Here is an 18,253-nt window from a genome sequence, read left to right on the forward strand (position 1 = left end):
AGAAGGTGGTTCAGTTGATGACGCGGACACGCACCCCGGCCGCAGTATGCGCGATCATCCTCCTCACCGGATCGGCGGGGGTATCGCCAACGCCAGCGACGTCGACCCGGTCTACCAGGGATGCGGAGCAGCGTCGCTGGCCTACCTCGTGCCAGAGTCCTGACTGGGCTCCGTAACGGCTTCAGGCCACGAGTCGGCAGCATGCGACGGTTGGTACCGGTCTACCCTCACAGTCACAGTCGATGAGCCCGAGGCGCCGGCCTGGCCTTCGACGCGTGGGATGCGGCCGCACCTTGTGCGGACCGGTGACCGGAAATCCAGCATTCGTTCCCAGAACGAGTCCGTTGGGGCCCGTTGCGCCGAACCCTTGCTGGATTTCGGTCACCGCCACCTCCGTCCGACCTGGAGTTGAGGGGTAGTCCTAGCCCATCGCCGGTTACGGACGGGCTTCGTACACCTGGTTGAACGGCGACTCGGCGGCCCGACGGAAGGTGCCGAAGCCGGCGTCGAGAGCGAGTTCGCGGATGGCGGGCTCGCCGGCCTGTGCCCCGAGCGCGTACCCGCCTTCCTGGGAGAGGGCGTTCGGCAGGCACAGGAAGGTGGAGAAGGAATAGTAGAGGCGCCCGATCGGGTTGAGATTGTCGCCCACGGTGTCGCCGGCGAACGGCTCGACGATCATCCAGGTTCCACGCGGCGCGAGCGCCGCACGGATCTGCCGGGCCGCGCGGAGCGGATCACCCAGATCGTGCAGACAGTCGAAGGTGGTCACGAGGTCGTACGGACCTCCGCCGAAGGTCGCGGCCGAGTCGACCTCGAACTGCACCCGGTCCGTGAGCCCGGCCTCCGCCGCCCGCTTGCGGGCTGCCTCGATCGAGTCGCCGTGGGAGTCGAAGCCGTGGAAGGTCGAGTGCGGAAAGGCCTGCGCCATCAGGATGGTCGACGCGCCGTACCCACAGCCGACGTCGGCGACCCGGGCACCGTTGATCAACTTCTGCCGCCCGTCGGTGAGCCGGGGAATCCACTCCGACACGAGGTTCTGGACGTACCCGGGGCGGAAGGACAACTCGCAGCCGGCGAAGACCTCCGGGTCCTGCTCGTGCCAGGAGATGCCGGCGCCGGTGCGGAACGACTCGGCGACCTGCGGCTCGGCCCGGAGCGCACCGAGGGCGAGCCGGAACGTGCCCGGCAGATACACCGGTCCGTCGGGGTTGGTGAGTGCGAACGCCTGCTCCTCGGTCATCGAGTAGCTGCCAGATTCGGCGTCGTACTCGACGTAGCCGCCGGCGGCCTGGCCGCGCAGCCATTCCTCGACGTAGCGCGGCGCGGTATCGGTCATCGCCGCGAGCCGCTCCGGTGACACCGGTCCGGCGGCGAGAGCGCGGTAGAGGCCGAGCCGATCGCCGACGACGATGTTGCCGGCCGCGATCGTCGCGGCGGCGTCGGAGACGCAGCGGTCGAGGAATTCGAAGAGTCGTGCCTCGTCCAAAGCCATGATCTTGGCTCCTTCTTGAGTGATAGATGTTGGCACCGTTTCTACGTGGGCCGGCATCCGAGTTCGTGAGCAATCGATACTCAGATCGCGGCGACGGGTGCTCACCTTTCAGGGGGAATCGACGCAGGGGCATCGGGCCAGGACTTGAGCAGGATCGGGCGAGATCTGAGTAGTGATTGCTCAGGGAGTACGCCCCTGTCGCCGCGACGCTGGGGACCACTGTGACCTGAATGGGGGATTTGGCATGTGGTACGGCATCTTGGGGCCGCTGGAAGTTGCCCGGGACGGACATTCGATCTCGGTGGGTGGCCCGCAGCAGCAGGTGTTGCTCGGCGTGCTGTTGCTGAACGCGAACACGCCGGTGCCGGCCGATCGGCTGATCGATCACCTCTGGGGCGACGGCGCACCGTCGAGTGCGCGCCGGCTGCTGCACGGCTGTGTCGCAAGTCTGCGCCGGACCCTGGTCGGCGGGACCGGCGAGCCATCGCCGCTCGCTCGCCAAGGACCGGGTTACGTGCTCCGGGTCCGTGCCGAGGAGCTGGACCGGAGCAGGTTCGCCGAGCTCGTCGACGCGGCGCGGGAGTCGAGCGGCGACCGTTCTCGGGCCGGCTGGGAGCACCGTTCCTCGTTGTTGCGGGAGGCGCTGGCGTACTGGCGCGGACCCGTACTCGACGGAGTCGCGCTCGACGGCTGCCTGCCCGAGACGATCGCGCTGGAGGAGCGCAGGCTCCGGGTTCTGGAGCAACGGGTCGAGGCGGACCTGATCCTTGGCCGGCACGCCGAGGTGGTGCCCGAACTGCAAGTGCTGGCGCGCCTGCATCCACTGCGGGAACATCCCCGGAAGCTGTTGATGGCGGCGTTGGCCCGATGTGGTCGGCAGGGCGACGCCCTGGCGTCGTTCCGTGATCTTCGTACGGCCCTGATGGACGAACTCGGCGTGGAACCGTCGACCTCGGTCCAGGAGCTGCACCAGCAGATCCTGAGCGGCGAGGCGGTGCTCGACGGAGGCGCACTCGAAAGTGATCATGCGGTGATCGAGCTGGCCGCTCCGCACCACGAACTCGGGCCCCGACCGGTCGGGGCGCGGCATCCGTCCCCGGCGCTGGGGGAGCAGGTGGTTCGCTACGCCATGATCGAGGGCCGCACTGTCGCGTGGTCCGCAGTCGGCAATGGTCCGCCGCTGATCTTCGCCGGCTGGTGCTTCAGCCAGCTCGAGCTGGATTGGCGCAACACGGCCTTCCAGCGGTTCGTCCGGGAGTTCGCCGAGCAGCACACCGTGATCCGGTACGACCGGCTGGGATCGGGGCTGTCCGATCCCGGCTCGCCGGCGCGCTCGCTGGCCGAGGAGGTTGAGGTGCTGGGCGCGGTGGTCGATGCGGTGACCGCGGTGCTGGGCGATCCCGGAGCACCGGTCGGACTCTTCGGGTACTCCAGCGGCGGATGCGTCGCCAGTGCCTACGCCGCGACGCGGCCCGACCGAGTGGACCGGCTCGTCCTGTTCGGCGCGTACGCCTTCGGTGGCCGGATCGCGTCACCGCGGACCCGGGACGCGTTGCTCAGAGTCGTCGGATCGCACCGGGGCCTCGGCTCGCACATCCTGGCCAGCATCCTGCTTCCCGGCCAGTCGGTGGCCGAACGCGACGAGTTCGCCCGCTGCCAGCGCGCGTCCAGCAACCCGGAACGCGCTGTGCAAGCGCTCGCGGCTGCCTTCGCGTTCGACGGGCGCCCGCAACTCGCGCAGATCCGTGCCGCGTCCCTCGTCGTCCATCGCCGGGCCGATCGCGCGGTGCCGGTCGTGCTCGGCCAGGAACTCGCAAGCCGGATCCCGGGCGCCGCGTTCGTACCCCTCGACGGGGTCGACCACCTGCCGTGGTCCGGTGACCAGAGGACCCCCGCGGAGTTGGCGATCGACTTCCTCGACCCCGAGTCGGCCGCAGCAATCACCCCACGCGGCCGCCACGTCGCCTGACGTGGGGTTGCTCGTCCACTTTCCTGACAGCATTCGCCGAGCCGGCCGGGTCAGTCTTCGATGACCAAGATCAACCGAGGGGCCGCGCTGCAAGCGTCGGCCCGGGCAAAGACCGGAGTTGGACTGATGCAGTGGTGGGAAGTCGAGCAGATGCGTTTGTCGGAGAAATCAGCTGATCGGAGGCGCAAGCCGTGGTGGGCGTCGATGGTGATGGCGGCTGCCACGGCTCTTCTGCTAGTGGTGTCGGCCGTGGTGGTGGTGTCCGGAGCTGATCAACCGGACCACGACGATCCGCTCTGGGAGTACGAGGTCCAGCCAGCCTGCTTGTCCGGGTCGCCGGATTGCGATCCTGCCTGCACGGTCGAGGGAATGCCGGGCTACGACGTCAGTGTCACGCGGCGGCAGCTCGGAACGGATCAGGAATGGGTGTTCTGGCGCAGAGAATGCCTCGCATGGTGACGCAGACCGCCGGCTACGTCGGCAAGCCGGACTTCTGATCATGCGACGCTACGTGCTCACCGGCACTCCGGGCGCGGGCAAGACGTCCATTCTGCGAGGTCTGGGCGAGCTGGGCTACGAGGTCGTCGACGAGGCGGCCACTTCGGTCATCGCACGTGCACAGTCGCTGGGGGAGGATCGGCCGTGGACCCGGGAGTCCCTTATCGACGAGGTGATCGCCTTGCAACACCAGCGGCAGGTGCGGGCCAACGGGGAGATTCAGGTGTTCGACCGATCTCCAGTCTGTACTCACGCGCTCACCAGCTACCTCGGGTGGCCGGTGTCCCGGATGTTGGCTGCTGAGCTCGAACGGATCGCCGCGGATGCGGTCTATGAGCGGCAGGTGTTCTTCGTCCGCAACCTGGGATTCGTCGAGCCGACCGCTGCTCGTCGGATCAGTTTCGAGGAATCGCTGGACTTCGAGAAGATCCACGAAGCAAGCTACCGGGCCTTCGGCTACGAACTCATCGACATCCCCGCCCGGGACGTGGCTGATCGCGTGGCTGCGGTGAGCGCCGGTATCGCGCGTTTCGGGCGCAGCTGAGCCTAGCCCGCTTGTTCCGTGCCAACTCTGGTGACCCAGGTGGAGAAGCGCGAAAGTGCCTGTGCTGTAAGGGAAACTTCGACTTGTCTAGGATCGGGGATCCTTAACAGACGGGCACATTCGAACCGCCCGAGGTATCCGGACAACCCGGGGCGGTTCACCCCCGAATGGTGCCACAGAAGGTTCATCGTCCGTGAAATGGGTACTCGAGAGCCATGGACGTCCTGCCAAGGCGTCGGGCTTAGCCTTTCGATTTTGTGCTGCCCCGGTCCCCGGTAGCGCCACCTGAGCGAGACGAGGGCGGTGCATCATGGCAGAAGTAGTTGAGGTTCTGGACCGGCAAACGGCGGCTTTGACTCTGTGCGACGCCCACGGCCGGTCACTGCTCACACTGGCGATCACGGTGACGGGGAACCGTAAGGTTGCTGAACGGCTGACCGTGCGGGCCATCGTTGAGTTGTCCGGTCAGCCCGACCTGTGCGAACGCCTCGAGTTGGCGGAGCAACGCCGCGAACTGTGCCGGGCCGTGTTCCACCAAGCTGCCGCGTTCCGTTCACGCACTCGCCCTGACCCGGAGTTACCGGCGCCCGTACGTCGGCTTCGGAACGTGCCGGCGTTGAATCGGCTCGCCGTGTTGTTGTGCGTGTTCGGCGGTCACACCCTGCGTCAGCTAGCCGATCTGTTGGAGCTGCCCGAGCTGGACGCGGCCCACCTCCTGCGCGACGGCCTGCAGCGGATATAACAAACCGACCTCCGAACTCCAAACGGCGAACGTCGGCCTGCTGAAGCCGAATCAAGTGTTCGCGGTGCTGGCCCGGGTGTCGCAGAGCGAGAATCGCAAACTGGCCGACATCGCCCGCGAACTGGTGATCACTCGCCGCACGACCGGCATCCCTACCGAGTAACAGAATTTTTCGTGTCGGCGATCTGGACTCGAGCGGGTACGAACCGTTCGTCGGGACGGTTTGTGATCGGAGCGGGCCGGGTACGGCTCAGGATGTCCGTCGCTCGACGTGGTTGGGCCGAGGAGCCCGATCGCAGGCGCAGGAGGAACGAAATGTTCGATGCAGATGACATCCGTGACTGGCTCGGCGAGCACGTTGTTGACGACCAGGGGTCCAAGATCGGCACCCTGGAAGGGATCTACTACGACACCGCGACCGACGTGCCCACCTTCGCCACGATCAAAGTCGGGCTTCCCGGCGGCGGACGGCTTGTTTTCGTGCCGCTGGACGGCGCACGAGTTGCACCCAAACATGTCCGCGTCCGGACCGATAAGAAGACGGCCAAGAACGCACCGGCAATCGACACTGACGGCGAACTCGACTCCGCCACCGAACCAGCTCTGTTCGCTCACTACGGCCTCGACTACCAGGCCGGGTCCTCCGGTGAGCGCCGCCTCGGACGCCGGTAAGGCCCGGAGCTCCAAGCGATGTCCCGAGGGCACCGTGGAGGAGGTTCTGGCCTGTCGGCTCGGCGGGTCCCTACGGTTCGTCGTCATGCGCGCGGATCAGTGGACCGTCCCCGGAACCTGGTGTCAGCTACCGACCGGTCGGGTCGGTTGAGCCTTTCTGGTTGAGAAGGTCGCCGAGGAGCCGTTGGGTTTCGTCCCAGTGGCGTTGTTGCTCAGCGAGGTCGGCTGTGGAGACGGGTGCGAAGTCGTAGGGCCGTTCGTACAGCAGACCGCGGAACTGGTTGTCGATGGTGTCGTTGGTGATCAACTCGTCGAGTCGGCGCTCCAGCAGCTGGAACACTTCATCGTCGGCCGGGTGGTCGGTGGAGAGGGATCGTGCGTCCATCACGATGTCGGCCACGTCGGGCAGCCGCAGGTAGCGGTAGCCCTGTTCGGCCGCAGCCAACTCGTCGCTGCTCAGCACGTCGCAGGCGTGGGCGAGACCGCCGTTGTTGACCAGGCCGTCGAAGGTGATCACCGCCGCAAGGGCTCGGTCGCCGGATCGCGAATCGGGACCCGGCTCGCCGGCGGCGCGGTTCCAGACCGCGGACTCCTCCAGGGGATCCATGGCCCTCATGCTCCCACCCCAGTCGCCGGGCGATCGCCGACGGTTTCGGCAGCCGTGTCATTCGTAGAACGATCCGGACCAGCACTCCGGTTGGCCGTGATCGTTGTACACCGGCTTACCGTTGTTCCACAAGCAGCTCTTCCAGTAGACCGACCCGCCGTTGGGGACGTTGCCGAGATCATTGGCTGAGGCTTCGTCGCCGTTGTAGGCGTGCGCCGTATCAACGAGTTTGCCGTTCCGGTAGACGTAGAGCTTGGCCGAGTAGCCGTCTCCCCACTCGTCCTCGATCCAGACGTTGTCGAGGTCATTGCCGTGATCCCGATTTTCATAGTCGTTCCACATCACCGACGCCCACCAACCGCCGGAAACCCAATGGTCGTCTGGGGTGTCCGCTTCTGCGCTGGCGGTCGTTGCCGTAGCGACAACAACCGCTGCGGCTGCCCCGATGGTCATGATGGTTCTGCTGATGCTCCGCATCACTCTCGCTTCCTGGACCCGGGCTAGCCGAGTCCCCTTGTAGGCAGTTCTGACCGTAGGAAACGCCGCTATAAATCGGTTATCGGCCGCGGTTACCGTCGACGGAATTACCCAGGACCTCCAGGCTGTACGGCACGTCGCCGCACGGTCGGCCAGACCTTGGCGCCTCCGATCTGCCCGGATGTCCTTCGGTGCGGGAGCAGTTCGTAGTGGAGGTGTGGGTCAAGCGACCATCAACTCGTCTCGAAGGAGCACCATGACCGAAAGCGACCACACAGCAGGACTGGTAGCGGCGGAAGTTGATCCGAGGCTGGCCGAGTTGGCTGAGCGCTTGAGCGGGAGGTGGCGAGTGACCGGGCCGGGTATCGCCGGGGATGCCGAGTATCGATCCGTGCGAGATGGCCTGCTGCTGGTCGGCCGGGTCAGCGTCGTCGTCAACGGCGCCGAGCTGACGAACATCCAACACATCTCTCACGATCGAACGACCGACACGCTGCGCGCTCGCTACCTCGACACTCTGGGCAACGAAGCCACGTACTCGTGGTTGCTGGATGGGCAAGTGATCCGGGTCAGCCAGGGCGACGTCGGATCGGATACATACTTCGAAGCCCGCTTCGCTGACGACAATTCCGAGTACGCCGGCACGTGGCACTATCCAGACGACGCCGGCGATGATGCGGCCGAAGAGCGGATCGTCTACACCCGGACGCCATAGTTGGGCCGGAACCCCGGCGTTGAAGCTGACAACGGGTGCCCGGACCGGCCCGCCCCTCAGCCGGCCCGGGCCCCGGTCTCAGCGGTCGAGCGTGACGGCGAGGTCGGTGACCTGATGCCGGCTGGGGAAGCGACCTTCACGATCGGCGGCTCCGGTGAGGAGATTGATCGAGTAGAGGCCGTACCGGCCGTCGACCTTGAGGGTGGCCCAGCCCGCCACGGCTTGCGTGCTGCCCCGGCTCAGCTCGGAATAGATGTCGAATCCGGCGTCGGATCCGGCGTCGACCCCGAGCTTGCCGGTCGGGCTGAGCTGGCCCGAGTTGGCCGGCGACTGCAGGACGACCTGGTCACGGGTGGTGTCGAGGTCGAACAGGGTGGTTGCGGTGTCCGGGTCGAGGTCGTTGTTGGTGTACGCGGCCGCGGTGACTCCGGCAGCGGCCGCGGGGTCGGGCGGGAGGGTCAGAGTCCCGTCGGCGATCGTGGCACCTCCCGGATTGACGTCGTGGCGGAGGTTCTGACCGGAGTCGCTGATCACCCGGAGCCGATCGGCGGCCGGGTTGAAGTCGACCCCGAACTTGGAGCCTTGCAGCGTCACCGTGAGCTGGCTGACCTTGGTCGCTTTCGCCGAGGACGTCGACACGGTGTAGATGCCGCCGGAGCTCCCGACTCCGTACAGCTTGCCGTTCTGGACCCGGTAGTCGATTCCGATCAGCTTCTTGTCACCCTTGAGACCGTGCACGGCGCCGATGGTCTTCGGTGATTCCGGCGCACGCAGTTTGAACGAAACCAGGTGACCGTGATCGGTGAGCCCGACCGCGGTGCCACCGCTGCCGAGGAGCCCGCCGAGCAGTGAATCGAGCGTGCCGCCCGCGGCGGGGGCAACGCTCGCGGCGGTGGTCAGGGCGGCTGCGGCCAGCCCGGCCAGCGTGGTCTTGATAACGCGGTTCATCGGTGCTCCTTACGGACGGGTGTGAGCGGGACCGCTCGGTTGCCAGGGGATACCGGGTCCCCGCCTGCTTCGTTCAAGCCGAAGCCCGATCCACAGGGATACGGGACTTCTGAGCCGAGCCCCTTGATCGAAGTTCTTGTCGTCGTTGACCAATCCGCCGGCGCGTCGGCGACGAACGGTCGACGTGAGATCACTGAGCACCGAGCGCATCGCGACGTAGGGATGGCCAACGTGGGGCACCGTCGACGCCGACGGATCCGACCGCTGTCCATCATCATCGGGACCGTTGTCCTGTTGGCCTGCGCGGTGGTGCCCTGGCTGATCCCCTGGGACTCGTTGCGGCAACCGCAGGCGGTGCCGCCGGCCGCCGCGCCGAGTCCCGGCCCGTCTGCTGCCACTGAGCCGTCCAGCACACCCTCGACGGAGGACGCGCCGACCAGTGAGGACGTCCGGCGCCTGGCTGAAGAGATCCGGGCGGGCGCGTCGGCCGGCTACGACCTGCCGGTTGACCCGCGCGAGGTGTCGTCGGTCCAGACCGACCCGGGCGAATACCGCCGGCTGGGTCGGATCGAGATTCCCTCGATCGGGCTGAGCGCCACCTTCGGTGAGGGCGTGTACGGCGAGCCGCTGGAGCGTGGTCCGGGGCACTGGCCGGGCACGCCGATGCCCGGTGGCCTGGGAAATTCGGTGATCTCCGGACACCGCAACACGCACACTCAGCCGTTCAAGGAGATCGACCGACTCGCCGAGGGCGATCGGATCGAGACGACGCTAAAGGGCGGGAAGACGACAGTTTTCACCGTGGTCGAAACGGCAATCGTGCCGGAGGACGAATACAAGGATTTCGTGCTCAAGCAACCGGACGATGACACGGACCGGCAGGTGACCCTGTTCGCCTGTCATCCCGAAGGAAATCCGATCTTCCGCATCGTGGTCCGGGCCGAGCAGCGCTCCTGACCCGGCCCGTCGAGGTGCCCGGAAGGTACTGAGTAGCGCTCCAAAGAGGGGGTGTAACTGATCAGTTCGTTAGTCCACAGTTTCACATCGACCGAGAACGAAAGGGAGCTCGAGCATGACCGAGCATCAGAATTCAGGCACCGGGTCCGGCGAACGCGTGCTGTTCGACGGCCAGCCGGTGCTGCGGTTCCGGGACGACAATTTGCGCCGGAACTTCCTGAAGGTCGCCGCTGTCGTCGGAGTCGGGTCAACGTTGGCCGCTGCCACGCACCGCGAGCGTACGGCAGGGGCCGAACCGACAGCGAATGATCTTGAGATCCTGAACTACGCCTTGACGTTGGAGTATCTCGAGGCTGAGTTCTACACCAAGGGCATCAAGGAGGGCGCGGTATCGGATCGCGAGTTGGAGCTCGTGGAGCCGATTCGTGATCATGAGAATGAGCATGTCGCCGTGGTCAAGCAGACGATCAAGGACCTGGGTGGCAAGGCGGTCTCGAAGCCGGAATTCAGCTTCCCGGACGGGACCTTCAGTGATCGCGAGACCTTCCTGACGACGGCGGCCACCTTCGAAGAGCTCGGCGTAACTGCCTATCACGGCCAGGTTGCCCGGGTCGACGATGCCGACATCTTGAAGGCAGCCGCGTCGATCGCCGGTGTCGAGTCACGGCACGCGGCGGTCATCGCGCATCTGATCGACGAGAATCCGTTCCCGTCTCCGTTCGAGAAGCGGATGACGATGAAGCAGGTCCTCAAAGCCGCCGACAAGTTCATCAAGTGAGGGGTGACAAATCATGGCATTGAACAGACGAGATCTGATGAAGGGCGCGGCCGCCGTCATTCCGGGCGCGATTGCGATCGACATGCTGAGCGCGAAGTGGGCTTTCGCCGAGGACGGCGATTTCAAAGGCCCGATCGATGTGCTCAACTATGCGCTGACGCTGGAGTATCTGGAGGCGGAATTCTACCGTCAGGGCAACGAGGCCGAGCTGCTCAGCGGTCAGGCCGCTGATTACCTCGAGACGATCCAGAAGGACGAGGAGGCGCACGTCTGGGCGCTGAAGGACACCATCGAGAAGCTGGGTGAAACCCCGGTCGGTGCGCCGAAGGTGGACTTCGGCGAGGCCTTCAAGTCCAAGGCGAGCTACCTGGAGACGGCGTACACGTTCGAGAACCTCGGCGTGCAGGCCTACCTCGGAGCCGCGCCGTCGCTGTTCCGGGAGAAGGAACTGCTCACCGCCGCCGCCAGCATCTTCGGCGTCGAGGCCAGGCACGCGGCGATCATCGGCGTGCTCCAGAAGAAGGAGGCGGAGGGCGGCGTCTACCAAGGTGCGTTCGAGACGCCTGCCTCGAAATCCAAGGTCCTCAAGGCAGCGGGGCCCTTCATCGTCGCCGAGCAGACCCTGTAGGCCGGGGCGGTCGCACCCACACGACCCGGTCCGCACCCACCAAGATCAGACAGTGGGTGCGGACCGTGTCCGTCTCCACTCACGGGGAGGTGAAGCCATGCCGAGCAGAGTTCGCCCACACTCTTGATCTGCATAGCCATCACGGTGAACACCTGGCACTCATGATCAACAAGCCCTAGCGCGCAGCTAGACCAATCCACCCGAATGCCTGCGCCGAACAACCTATGGCTGGCTGCGGCGTCGCGGTCGGACATCGCGTAGGCCGCAAGGTCGGCAGGCTTCGCAGTTTCACGGAATCGGAGGTGTGGCGATGACCCGGGCTGAAGGGCCACTTCGCCCGCCTCGGCTTGCGGCCGTACAGGATCTGATGGTGACCGAGCCTGAACGGCTCAGAGAACTGATGGCACGCGCGGCCCGCGGGTACGAGGACAGTTTCGCCGAGTTCTATGACGTGACGGCAGCACGCGTCTACGGTGTGGCGTTGCGAATCGTGCGTTCGCCGGAATCCGCGGCCGACGTGACCCAGGACACCTATGTCGAGGCGTGGCGGCGGGCCGCCAGCTATCGTCCGCAGCTCGGATCTGCCCTGAGTTGGTTGCTCACCATTGCGCACCACCGTTCGGTTGATCTGATCCGGGCCAACAAGCGGCGGGCCGACCGCGAGGAGCGCTACGGCCGCGGCGAATCGTTGCCTGAACTCGATGTGGTGTGGGACGGAGTTTCCCACCAGGTCGACGTGGAACGAGTGCGGACCGGCCTCCGGTCATTGACCGATGTCCAGCGGGAGGCACTGACGCTGGCGTACTTCGGCGGCAACACCCATCGCCAGGTGGCTCGGATGCTGGACCTGCCGTTGGGGACGGCGAAGACAAGAATTCGGGATGGGCTGATCGGACTCCGCGACGCGTTGGGGGTGGAATCATGAATGACATTCACGGCTATGTCGGTGCTTACGTCGCCGATGCGCTCGACGACCAGCTTCGGATCGTCTTCGGTGAGCATCTGGAAAGCTGCGAATCCTGCAGCCGTGAGGTGACCGAGTTCGCCGAGACACTGGCCCAGCTCAGCGTCGTGGCCGCGGCCAGACCTCCGGCGTCCGTTCGCGATGACGTCCTCGCGGCCATCACCAAGACTCGGATCGATCCGCCCGAGGACGATGAGCCGGAGTCGTTCGCCCCGCCGGAGACGCTGCGGTCCGACGTTCTTGCTGCCATCGCCCGGACCTCCACCGATCCGGATCCACTGTCGATAGCCGGGGCCGGGTCAGCTGACGTACGACACCGGCGGAGCAGCCGCTGGCTTGCCCTGGCCGTGGCAGCCAGCGTCATTGTCGGCCTCATCCTGGGCGGCTGGGCCGTGGTCCAGCACCGACAGATCGGCCAGCTCGAGCAAGCCACGAGGATTCAACAATCGACCAGCGAACTCCTTCGCGCGCCCGATCTGCGGTACCGGCCCGTGGAGTTCCCGGACGGATCCCGTGGCACCTTCCTGATCTCCCGGGCTCAGGATCGGGCGTTGCTCACCGGCACGATCGGTGCAGCTGGACCGGCGCGGGACTACCAACTCTGGACCATGCGAGAAGGCCGCGCGGTTCCCGGTCCGATCTTCCACGGTGGTGCCGCCGAAGACATCTGGATCGACCAGCTGGCGGGCGCGGACGCACTCGCCCTGACGGTCGAGGCCGCCGGCGGCGCCGACGAGCCGACCACCGATCCGTTCGGCGTCGCCGAGCTCTGAATTCCCGGCGGAGTGATCGCGCTACGGCTGGCCGTGGTAGCGGGCCATCCAATCGAGAACGGCTTGCCGGGGCCAGAGTCGTCGGTACAGATGTCGTGTTCCGCGGGGGAACGGACACGTCTTGGGCCCGCCCCGAGAGAGCCAGCTCGTGATCGTGCTGGGCTCGACACCGGCCAACGCCGCGGCTCCGGCCATGTCGACCCAGCAATCGTCCTCGGCGAGTTCGGGCAGGCCCCACAGTCGGCCGGTCGGCACGGTGTCACCGCTTTGCCAGGCTCTTCTCATGGCCCTGCTGACCTCGGCCACGTTGTCGGCGGCCGGGTGATCCGCGGATTCAGGGTCGGACGGCACGGGTCTCCCGAAATCGCAGCCGCAAAACTGCACCACGCCGCGTTGAGACTGAGTACCGTGCCTCTCGCCGAACGTGCCCGTCACCAGTGGAGGTCTTTGGGTGGAATCGGATGAACTGCGGATTCGCGAACTGCTGATCGAGTTGAAGCAGAGCGGAGACCCCGCGCTCGTGAGCGACCTCTACGACGTCGTCGCACCCGGCGTCTACCGCTGGGCCCGAACCCAGATCGCCGACGACCAGGCGGTTCGGCGGATCGTCGTGAACACCTTCGTAGCACTGTGGAGCCGAAGCCGTCGGTATGACCAGATGAAGCCTTGGACGTGGGTGACCCTCCACGCGCTGGCCGCCCTGCGGTCCGAGCAGGTCGCCGTCACCAGATCGGATCGGCACCTGGCCACCACTCCCAGCTCCGCCTGATCGCGGGAGAATCACAGTCACTCCTTCGTCCATGAAGGTTTCGGGCCGAGATCGGCGCGCGACGGGGAGCCGATCAGGCTGTCGGGACACCAACACTTCGACACCGCAGCCCGTTCAGATTGGTGCTCGGCGGCGTTCGCCCCCGAGCTCGAGGCGAGCCGGTGATCACAAGAAACCGAAGATCGCACCAATCCGGTGCGCGGTCGGGCTCGAATGCCAGGAGAAGAGCGTAGGACCCCCCAGCCGGCTCACTCACTGCAGTGGGGAAGCCGGTGAAACCTATCTCAAGGAGTGAAATGCGTTATCTCAAGCCACTGGCCAAGGGTGCAGCCGCCGTTCTCGCGGTGGTTGTGACCAGCTTTGCGGGCGCTTCGATTGCCAGTGCCGAGCCGGTCATCGAGGACGGCAACAGCTCGACCTCGGTCAGCGCGGACCTCGCGGCCGAGATCACCGCCGAGCTGCAGGCGCAGCTCGAGGACGAGCTGTCCGATCAGCTCGATGCCGACGTTGCGGCCGAACTCTCGGTCGCCCTGTCAGCCGACCTCGAGGGCACCATCGAGTCCGAGCTGAAGGATCACGGGACGGTCGACGAATCCACCGTCGCCGATCTCGAGGACAGCATCGAGGACAGCCTGGAGGCTGACCTCGACATCGATATCGACCTCGAGCTCAACCTGGATCTTGATCTCGATCTCGATCTGCTGGGTGATCTTGATCTCGATGATCTTGATCTGGATGATCTGCTCGACGACTTGTTGGGCGATGATCTGCTGGATGATGTGCTCGGCTGATTGATCAGCTTCATCCCCGCTCGGGGTTAGACGCGGCGGCTCCACGGTCACACCGACTGTGGAGCCGCTGCCACGTCCGGACCGTGCTGATCTGTGGCAACGCCCAAAATCACCAGTATTGGTCCGGGTTCTGACCAATCCGCACCGGCGATGGCTCCGATTACCCGATTGGACCGGTGTGGAGAGCCAACTGCGCAGCTGACAGCTGGACCTCCTTGGCCGGTTCGTCTACTCGGGGACCAGACCACGTGAGGGGAAACCTGTGTTCGGACGAAAGTTCACAGCAGATCTGATCAACCGGAGTGCGGAGACCGAGGGAGATCGGCGCCGCTTCCTGAAGGGCGCCGGGATCGCCGGCTTGGGTGTCATCGGTGCCGGCGCGCTCAACGCCGGCACGGCCAGCGCGGACGTGAGCGGTGCGGCGCTGAGCGATGCGTCGGTGCTCAACTTCGCGCTCAACCTGGAGTATCTGGAGGCCCAGTTCTATCTGTATGCGGTGACCGGTAACGGTCTGCCGAGCAAGTTGACCAGCGGCACCGGCAAGCAGGGCAAGGTGACCGGCGGGCACAAGGTGCGGTTCAAGAGCCGCAAGACCCGGGAGTATGCCACCGAGATCGCCGCCGACGAGTTGGCCCACGTCAACTTCCTGCGCAGCGCGCTCGGGTCGGCGGCGGTGGCGCAGCCGGCGATCGATCTGAAGGCCAGCTTCACCGCGGCGGCGCAGGCGGCCGGGATCGTGAAGAAAGGCCGCGAGTTCGACGCGTTCGAGTGCGAGGAGAACTTCCTGCTCGCCGCGTACCTGTTCGAGGACGTCGGCGTCACCGCCTACAAGGGAGCGGCGCCGCTGATCCAGAACAAGACCTACCTCGAGGCCGCCGCCGGCATCCTGGCCGTCGAGGCCTACCATGCGGCCAACATCCGCACCCTGATCTATGAGGACAACCAAGGTCTCCTCGGCGGTCTGCTCGGCGGCCATGATCTGAAGAAGGCGGCCGGCAAGCTGTCCGACGCCCGGGACGCGCTGAGCGGCTCGGTCGACAATGATCAAGGAGTCGAGGACTCCGACGGCGATGCCAACATCGTGCCGGCGGACGAGAACGGCGTGGCCTACAGCCGCAGCGCCGGCGATGTGCTGAACATCGTCTACCTCAACCCGGCCAAGGTCAGCAAGGGCGGCTTCTACCCAGCCGGCATGAATGGCGACATCGTCACCAGCAACAACAACGCCTGACCGAACTCGTCAGCGCCGCCGACGACCCCGATAGAACGATCGGGGTCGATCGGCGATCCTTTCCTTCAGTTCTTCAGCTGAAGATTCCGGTGAATGTGCAATTCGCCACAGGGTTATTTCGGTATGCCCGAAATGGTTTGCCTGAGTTTCTGAAACTCAGGCGCATCAACTCGTTCCGGACAGCAAGATCGTCCGGTAAGGTCCTCAGCACTTGAGCACCGATTCCGATTGGGACTACCTGCGATCGGCGTCGATGCCCCAGTAGTTCACCTCAACACGACGGGGGTGAATCGGGGATTGGTACAGACGAGTTGATCAACTGGCTCGCTCCAGTTCTGACAAGGCGCTCGACCGCTTGTTCGGTCGGGCGCCTTGCCCGTTGGATGGCTTGTTTACATGGCGAATCGGGCTCTTGTCTCAGTCCGTGGGCGGCGAGCTGTGCGGACTCCTCAGGTTCCTGCAATCGCTGGATCCATCGCGATCTGCCGTGGTGACCAAGCCCACGGATCCGTGTGTCAACAGCATCCTGCGCGCGATGCACCGAGTCATCTTGATCATGAACAGTGCCCCGGGTAGGCGCGAGGTTCGGTGGTGAATTCGCGAATTTCCGCGGTTCCTGAGAAATTCTGATAACGAGTTGGTAACGGCGGCGTTACTGCCTTGCTGCTCGGTAGGTGTACCGATACCTTCATCCCGGAAGGCGCGCTTGCGGGTTAAAAGGCCTGGGGGGGCAAATAGCAAGCTGCGCGCCTCAGAAATCACTGTCTTGGGGGAATGGGTGAGCCACGTCTCTGCGACTTGCTCCCGTCCTTAGGCAGTCCGTGAGGAGTTCCATTGTTGGGAATTCCTGTAGCAGGTAGGGAGAAGCATGTCGCAACGTCGGCGCGTTGGAACGCGCCTAGCTGCAGCTGCCGTCGCGGCCGGATCCGTGTTGTCCTTCTGGGCGATCACCCCGGCGTCGGCACTGCCCACGGATCGAGCGGAGGCTGAGGGCCGCTTCCTGAGCGCCTCCGGTTCGCTCGATCTGAACGAGATCGCCGCGCTCAAGCCGGTCTACCGCGGTGACTCGAGCAACAACGATCCGGCCGTCGAGAAGAACAACCTCGAGGCCAAGGTGCTGGACGAGATCGACCTTGATCTCATCGGCGCCGACGGTGAAGGCTCCTTGGGCTCCGCCGGCGACCTGCTGGGTGCCGGTGTGGTCGGGCAGTACGCGAAGGCCGAGAAGGATGGCGTGCCGTTCGCCTCCGCCGGTGCGATCAACGACGACGGTGCGATCGAGCTGGCCGGCGACGATGATGAGGGCAAGGCCGAGGACAACGCGTTCATCGACCTGACCGATTTCCTGGTCGACAACGAGCTGGACGACCTGGTGGCCCAGGCCCGGCTCGAGGTGGGCGCCCTGTCCGCGACCGCCACGTACGACGAGAACGGCGAGCCGGTTGGCGATTACCAGATCGGCGATCTGAAGCTGGTCCTGGACGTCACGCTGCTCGAGGATCTCGAGCTCGGTGATCTGCTCGACGACCTCGGTCTGTCCGACGAGAACGGCGACGGCCTGCTGAACATCACCCCCTCCAAGGAGGGTGACGACCGGGAGCTCGGCGAGCTGCTCGGCGACGGTGACGGCGCTGTCGCGATCGACATCGAAGAAGGTGAGATCGTTGTCGACCTCGAGGAGTTGATCAAGTCCAAGGGTGGCGACTACGCCAAGGGTCTGAACGAGCTGCCGGCGAACACCGAGCTCATTGATGGTGATCTGCTGGAGGCTGCTCTGCAGGGCGCCGGCAACACCGTCGAGGAACTGCTCAACGATCTGCTCGACGAGGATCTGCTCGGCGACGATCTGCTCGGTGGCGAGGAGGGTGGTCTGCTCGACAACATCCTCGGTGAGAACAGCGACATCAACCTCGGTGAGGATCTGTTCGACTCGATCTCCGAGGACGTCTTGTCGGTCAAGGCCAACGTGCAGGAGAACCCGGGCGAGTTCACCGATCCGCGGGCGACCGGGGAGTCGGAGGACGAGGGTGAGGGCATCCTGTCCGCTGCCGCGACCACCGAGGGCTCCTTCACGCAGCGCGCGCTGAAGATCACCGTGCTCCCGGACGAGAGTGGTGACGACGAAGAGGCACTCGCCGTCGTCAATCTGGCCTCGGCCACGGTCCGCCAGGCCGACGACGGCACCGGTGAGGTTGATGCCGCTGCTGATGATGACGCTGCTGCTGATGACGATGCCGCTGCTGACGACGATGCCGCTGCTGATGATGACGCTGCTGCTGACGACGATGCCGCTGCTGATGATGACGCTGCTGCTGACGACGATGCTGCTGCTGATGATGATGACGCTGCTGCTGATGACGATGCTGCTGCTGATGACGATGCCGCTGCTGATGACGATGCCGCTGCTGATGATGACGCTGCTGCTGATGATGACGCTGCTGCCGACTACGCGGCCGCTGCTGATGGTGGCGATGGTGAGCTGCCGAACACCGGTTCCGACCTGTCTCTCGGCCTTCTGGCCGGGGCCGGGGCCCTGGTGCTCGCCGGTGGTACGACCGTTGTGGTCGGCCGTCTCCGTCGCAACGCAGGGTCCGCCCTGTGAGGTTTGACCTGGCAATGATCATCTTCGGGTGATCACCGGATTCGGCCCCTCGCACTCCGGTGCGAGGGGCCGATTCCACACCTTGGAGGGGCTTGA

At 65.4% G+C, this 18,253-nt stretch carries 19 protein-coding genes; 15 read left to right on the forward strand and 4 right to left on the reverse strand.

Annotated elements, in window-relative coordinates; translation table 11 throughout:
- Positions 1 to 436 precede the first annotated feature (436 nt).
- Positions 437 to 1,492 carry a class I SAM-dependent methyltransferase gene (locus FNH24_RS25110; RefSeq protein WP_175047915.1) on the reverse strand — a complete coding sequence of 352 codons (1,056 nt, stop codon included), beginning with the start codon at positions 1,490 to 1,492 and terminating at the stop codon, positions 437 to 439.
- Between the two features lie 244 nt (positions 1,493 to 1,736).
- Between FNH24_RS25110 and FNH24_RS25115 the strand changes: the two genes are divergently transcribed.
- From FNH24_RS25115 to FNH24_RS25135, 5 genes are all read left to right on the forward strand, one after another.
- Positions 1,737 to 3,461 (forward strand): bifunctional AfsR/SARP family transcriptional regulator/alpha/beta hydrolase, encoded by a 1,725-nt coding sequence (locus tag FNH24_RS25115; protein WP_152364947.1) that lies wholly within the window; start codon positions 1,737 to 1,739, stop codon positions 3,459 to 3,461.
- Positions 3,462 to 3,521: 60 nt separating this feature from the next.
- The gene (locus FNH24_RS25120) at positions 3,522 to 3,920 is read left to right on the forward strand and encodes a hypothetical protein (protein ID WP_152364948.1); all 399 of its coding nucleotides are present in this window, start codon (positions 3,522 to 3,524) and stop codon (positions 3,918 to 3,920) included.
- 40 nt (positions 3,921 to 3,960) lie between these two features.
- Entirely contained in the window at positions 3,961 to 4,503 is a 543-nt protein-coding gene (locus FNH24_RS25125; protein WP_175047916.1) for an ATP/GTP-binding protein, read from the forward strand.
- A gap of 310 nt (positions 4,504 to 4,813) precedes the next feature.
- Positions 4,814 to 5,245: a hypothetical protein gene (locus FNH24_RS25130; protein ID WP_152364949.1), complete on the forward strand. Its 432-nt coding sequence runs from the start codon at positions 4,814 to 4,816 to the stop codon at positions 5,243 to 5,245.
- A gap of 315 nt (positions 5,246 to 5,560) precedes the next feature.
- On the forward strand, positions 5,561 to 5,917 hold the full coding sequence (locus tag FNH24_RS25135) for a PRC-barrel domain-containing protein (protein ID WP_152364950.1): 357 nt from the start codon (positions 5,561 to 5,563) through the stop codon (positions 5,915 to 5,917).
- 127 nt (positions 5,918 to 6,044) lie between these two features.
- On the opposite strand, the gene FNH24_RS25140 is transcribed toward FNH24_RS25135, so the two are convergent.
- Both FNH24_RS25140 and FNH24_RS25145 read right to left on the reverse strand, forming a co-directional pair.
- A complete protein-coding gene (locus tag FNH24_RS25140) occupies positions 6,045 to 6,524 on the reverse strand; it encodes a DMP19 family protein (RefSeq protein ID WP_152364951.1) in 480 nt (159 codons plus the stop codon).
- A 57-nt stretch (positions 6,525 to 6,581) separates the two neighbouring features.
- Positions 6,582 to 6,977: a hypothetical protein gene (locus FNH24_RS25145; protein ID WP_152364952.1), complete on the reverse strand. Its 396-nt coding sequence runs from the start codon at positions 6,975 to 6,977 to the stop codon at positions 6,582 to 6,584.
- Positions 6,978 to 7,257: 280 nt separating this feature from the next.
- Here FNH24_RS25145 and FNH24_RS25150 point away from each other — a divergent pair, with 280 nt between their 5' ends.
- A complete protein-coding gene (locus FNH24_RS25150) occupies positions 7,258 to 7,716 on the forward strand; it encodes a hypothetical protein (protein WP_152364953.1) in 459 nt (152 codons plus the stop codon).
- Between the two features lie 78 nt (positions 7,717 to 7,794).
- On the opposite strand, the gene FNH24_RS25155 is transcribed toward FNH24_RS25150, so the two are convergent.
- Complete coding sequence (locus FNH24_RS25155) at positions 7,795 to 8,664, reverse strand: DUF4394 domain-containing protein (protein ID WP_152364954.1); 870 nt, start codon at positions 8,662 to 8,664, stop codon at positions 7,795 to 7,797.
- 231 nt (positions 8,665 to 8,895) lie between these two features.
- Between FNH24_RS25155 and FNH24_RS25160 the strand changes: the two genes are divergently transcribed.
- From FNH24_RS25160 to FNH24_RS25200, 9 genes are all read left to right on the forward strand, one after another.
- Positions 8,896 to 9,621, forward strand: coding sequence for a sortase (locus FNH24_RS25160; RefSeq protein ID WP_161606304.1), 726 nt, complete (start codon positions 8,896 to 8,898; stop codon positions 9,619 to 9,621).
- 115 nt (positions 9,622 to 9,736) lie between these two features.
- Positions 9,737 to 10,399 (forward strand): ferritin-like domain-containing protein, encoded by a 663-nt coding sequence (locus FNH24_RS25165; RefSeq protein WP_152364956.1) that lies wholly within the window; start codon positions 9,737 to 9,739, stop codon positions 10,397 to 10,399.
- Between the two features lie 37 nt (positions 10,400 to 10,436).
- Positions 10,437 to 11,027 (forward strand): ferritin-like domain-containing protein, encoded by a 591-nt coding sequence (locus FNH24_RS25170; RefSeq protein WP_246187054.1) that lies wholly within the window; start codon positions 10,437 to 10,439, stop codon positions 11,025 to 11,027.
- A gap of 310 nt (positions 11,028 to 11,337) precedes the next feature.
- On the forward strand, positions 11,338 to 11,952 hold the full coding sequence (locus FNH24_RS25175) for a sigma-70 family RNA polymerase sigma factor (protein WP_161606305.1): 615 nt from the start codon (positions 11,338 to 11,340) through the stop codon (positions 11,950 to 11,952).
- Positions 11,949 to 12,764, forward strand: a complete 816-nt coding sequence (locus FNH24_RS25180) for an anti-sigma factor (RefSeq protein ID WP_152365080.1) — start codon at positions 11,949 to 11,951, stop codon at positions 12,762 to 12,764. The genes FNH24_RS25175 and FNH24_RS25180 overlap by 4 nt, the downstream gene beginning before the upstream one ends.
- Positions 12,765 to 13,188: 424 nt before the next feature.
- A complete protein-coding gene (locus tag FNH24_RS25185; RefSeq protein WP_152364959.1) occupies positions 13,189 to 13,533 on the forward strand; it encodes an RNA polymerase sigma factor in 345 nt (114 codons plus the stop codon).
- A 296-nt stretch (positions 13,534 to 13,829) separates the two neighbouring features.
- Positions 13,830 to 14,324, forward strand: coding sequence for a hypothetical protein (locus FNH24_RS25190; protein WP_152364960.1), 495 nt, complete (start codon positions 13,830 to 13,832; stop codon positions 14,322 to 14,324).
- 262 nt (positions 14,325 to 14,586) lie between these two features.
- Positions 14,587 to 15,555, forward strand: a complete 969-nt coding sequence (locus FNH24_RS25195) for a ferritin-like domain-containing protein (protein WP_152364961.1) — start codon at positions 14,587 to 14,589, stop codon at positions 15,553 to 15,555.
- A gap of 931 nt (positions 15,556 to 16,486) precedes the next feature.
- Complete coding sequence (locus FNH24_RS25200; protein ID WP_161606306.1) at positions 16,487 to 18,157, forward strand: choice-of-anchor G family protein; 1,671 nt, start codon at positions 16,487 to 16,489, stop codon at positions 18,155 to 18,157.
- Positions 18,158 to 18,253: the final 96 nt, after the last annotated feature.

It is taken from the genome of Microlunatus speluncae, from assembly GCF_009299835.1.
GTDB classification, from domain to species: Bacteria; Actinomycetota; Actinomycetes; order Propionibacteriales; family Propionibacteriaceae; genus Microlunatus; species Microlunatus speluncae.

Bases quoted from the DNA above. Each gene is read 5' to 3' on its own strand.
- FNH24_RS25165 (WP_152364956.1), top strand. From the start codon at position 9,737: ATGACCGAGCATCAGAATTCAGGCACCGGGTCCGGCGAACGCGTGCTG.
- FNH24_RS25120 (WP_152364948.1), top strand. From the start codon at position 3,522: ATGACCAAGATCAACCGAGGGGCCGCGCTGCAAGCGTCGGCCCGGGCA.
- FNH24_RS25180 (WP_152365080.1), top strand. From the start codon at position 11,949: ATGAATGACATTCACGGCTATGTCGGTGCTTACGTCGCCGATGCGCTC.
- FNH24_RS25140 (WP_152364951.1), bottom strand. From the start codon at position 6,524: ATGGATCCCCTGGAGGAGTCCGCGGTCTGGAACCGCGCCGCCGGCGAG.
- FNH24_RS25135 (WP_152364950.1), top strand. From the start codon at position 5,561: ATGTTCGATGCAGATGACATCCGTGACTGGCTCGGCGAGCACGTTGTT.
- FNH24_RS25115 (WP_152364947.1), top strand. From the start codon at position 1,737: ATGTGGTACGGCATCTTGGGGCCGCTGGAAGTTGCCCGGGACGGACAT.
- FNH24_RS25150 (WP_152364953.1), top strand. From the start codon at position 7,258: ATGACCGAAAGCGACCACACAGCAGGACTGGTAGCGGCGGAAGTTGAT.
- FNH24_RS25175 (WP_161606305.1), top strand. From the start codon at position 11,338: ATGACCCGGGCTGAAGGGCCACTTCGCCCGCCTCGGCTTGCGGCCGTA.
- FNH24_RS25190 (WP_152364960.1), top strand. From the start codon at position 13,830: ATGCGTTATCTCAAGCCACTGGCCAAGGGTGCAGCCGCCGTTCTCGCG.
- FNH24_RS25125 (WP_175047916.1), top strand. From the start codon at position 3,961: ATGCGACGCTACGTGCTCACCGGCACTCCGGGCGCGGGCAAGACGTCC.
- FNH24_RS25130 (WP_152364949.1), top strand. From the start codon at position 4,814: ATGGCAGAAGTAGTTGAGGTTCTGGACCGGCAAACGGCGGCTTTGACT.
- FNH24_RS25170 (WP_246187054.1), top strand. From the start codon at position 10,437: ATGAAGGGCGCGGCCGCCGTCATTCCGGGCGCGATTGCGATCGACATG.
- FNH24_RS25145 (WP_152364952.1), bottom strand. From the start codon at position 6,977: ATGACCATCGGGGCAGCCGCAGCGGTTGTTGTCGCTACGGCAACGACC.
- FNH24_RS25110 (WP_175047915.1), bottom strand. From the start codon at position 1,492: ATGGCTTTGGACGAGGCACGACTCTTCGAATTCCTCGACCGCTGCGTC.
- FNH24_RS25155 (WP_152364954.1), bottom strand. From the start codon at position 8,664: ATGAACCGCGTTATCAAGACCACGCTGGCCGGGCTGGCCGCAGCCGCC.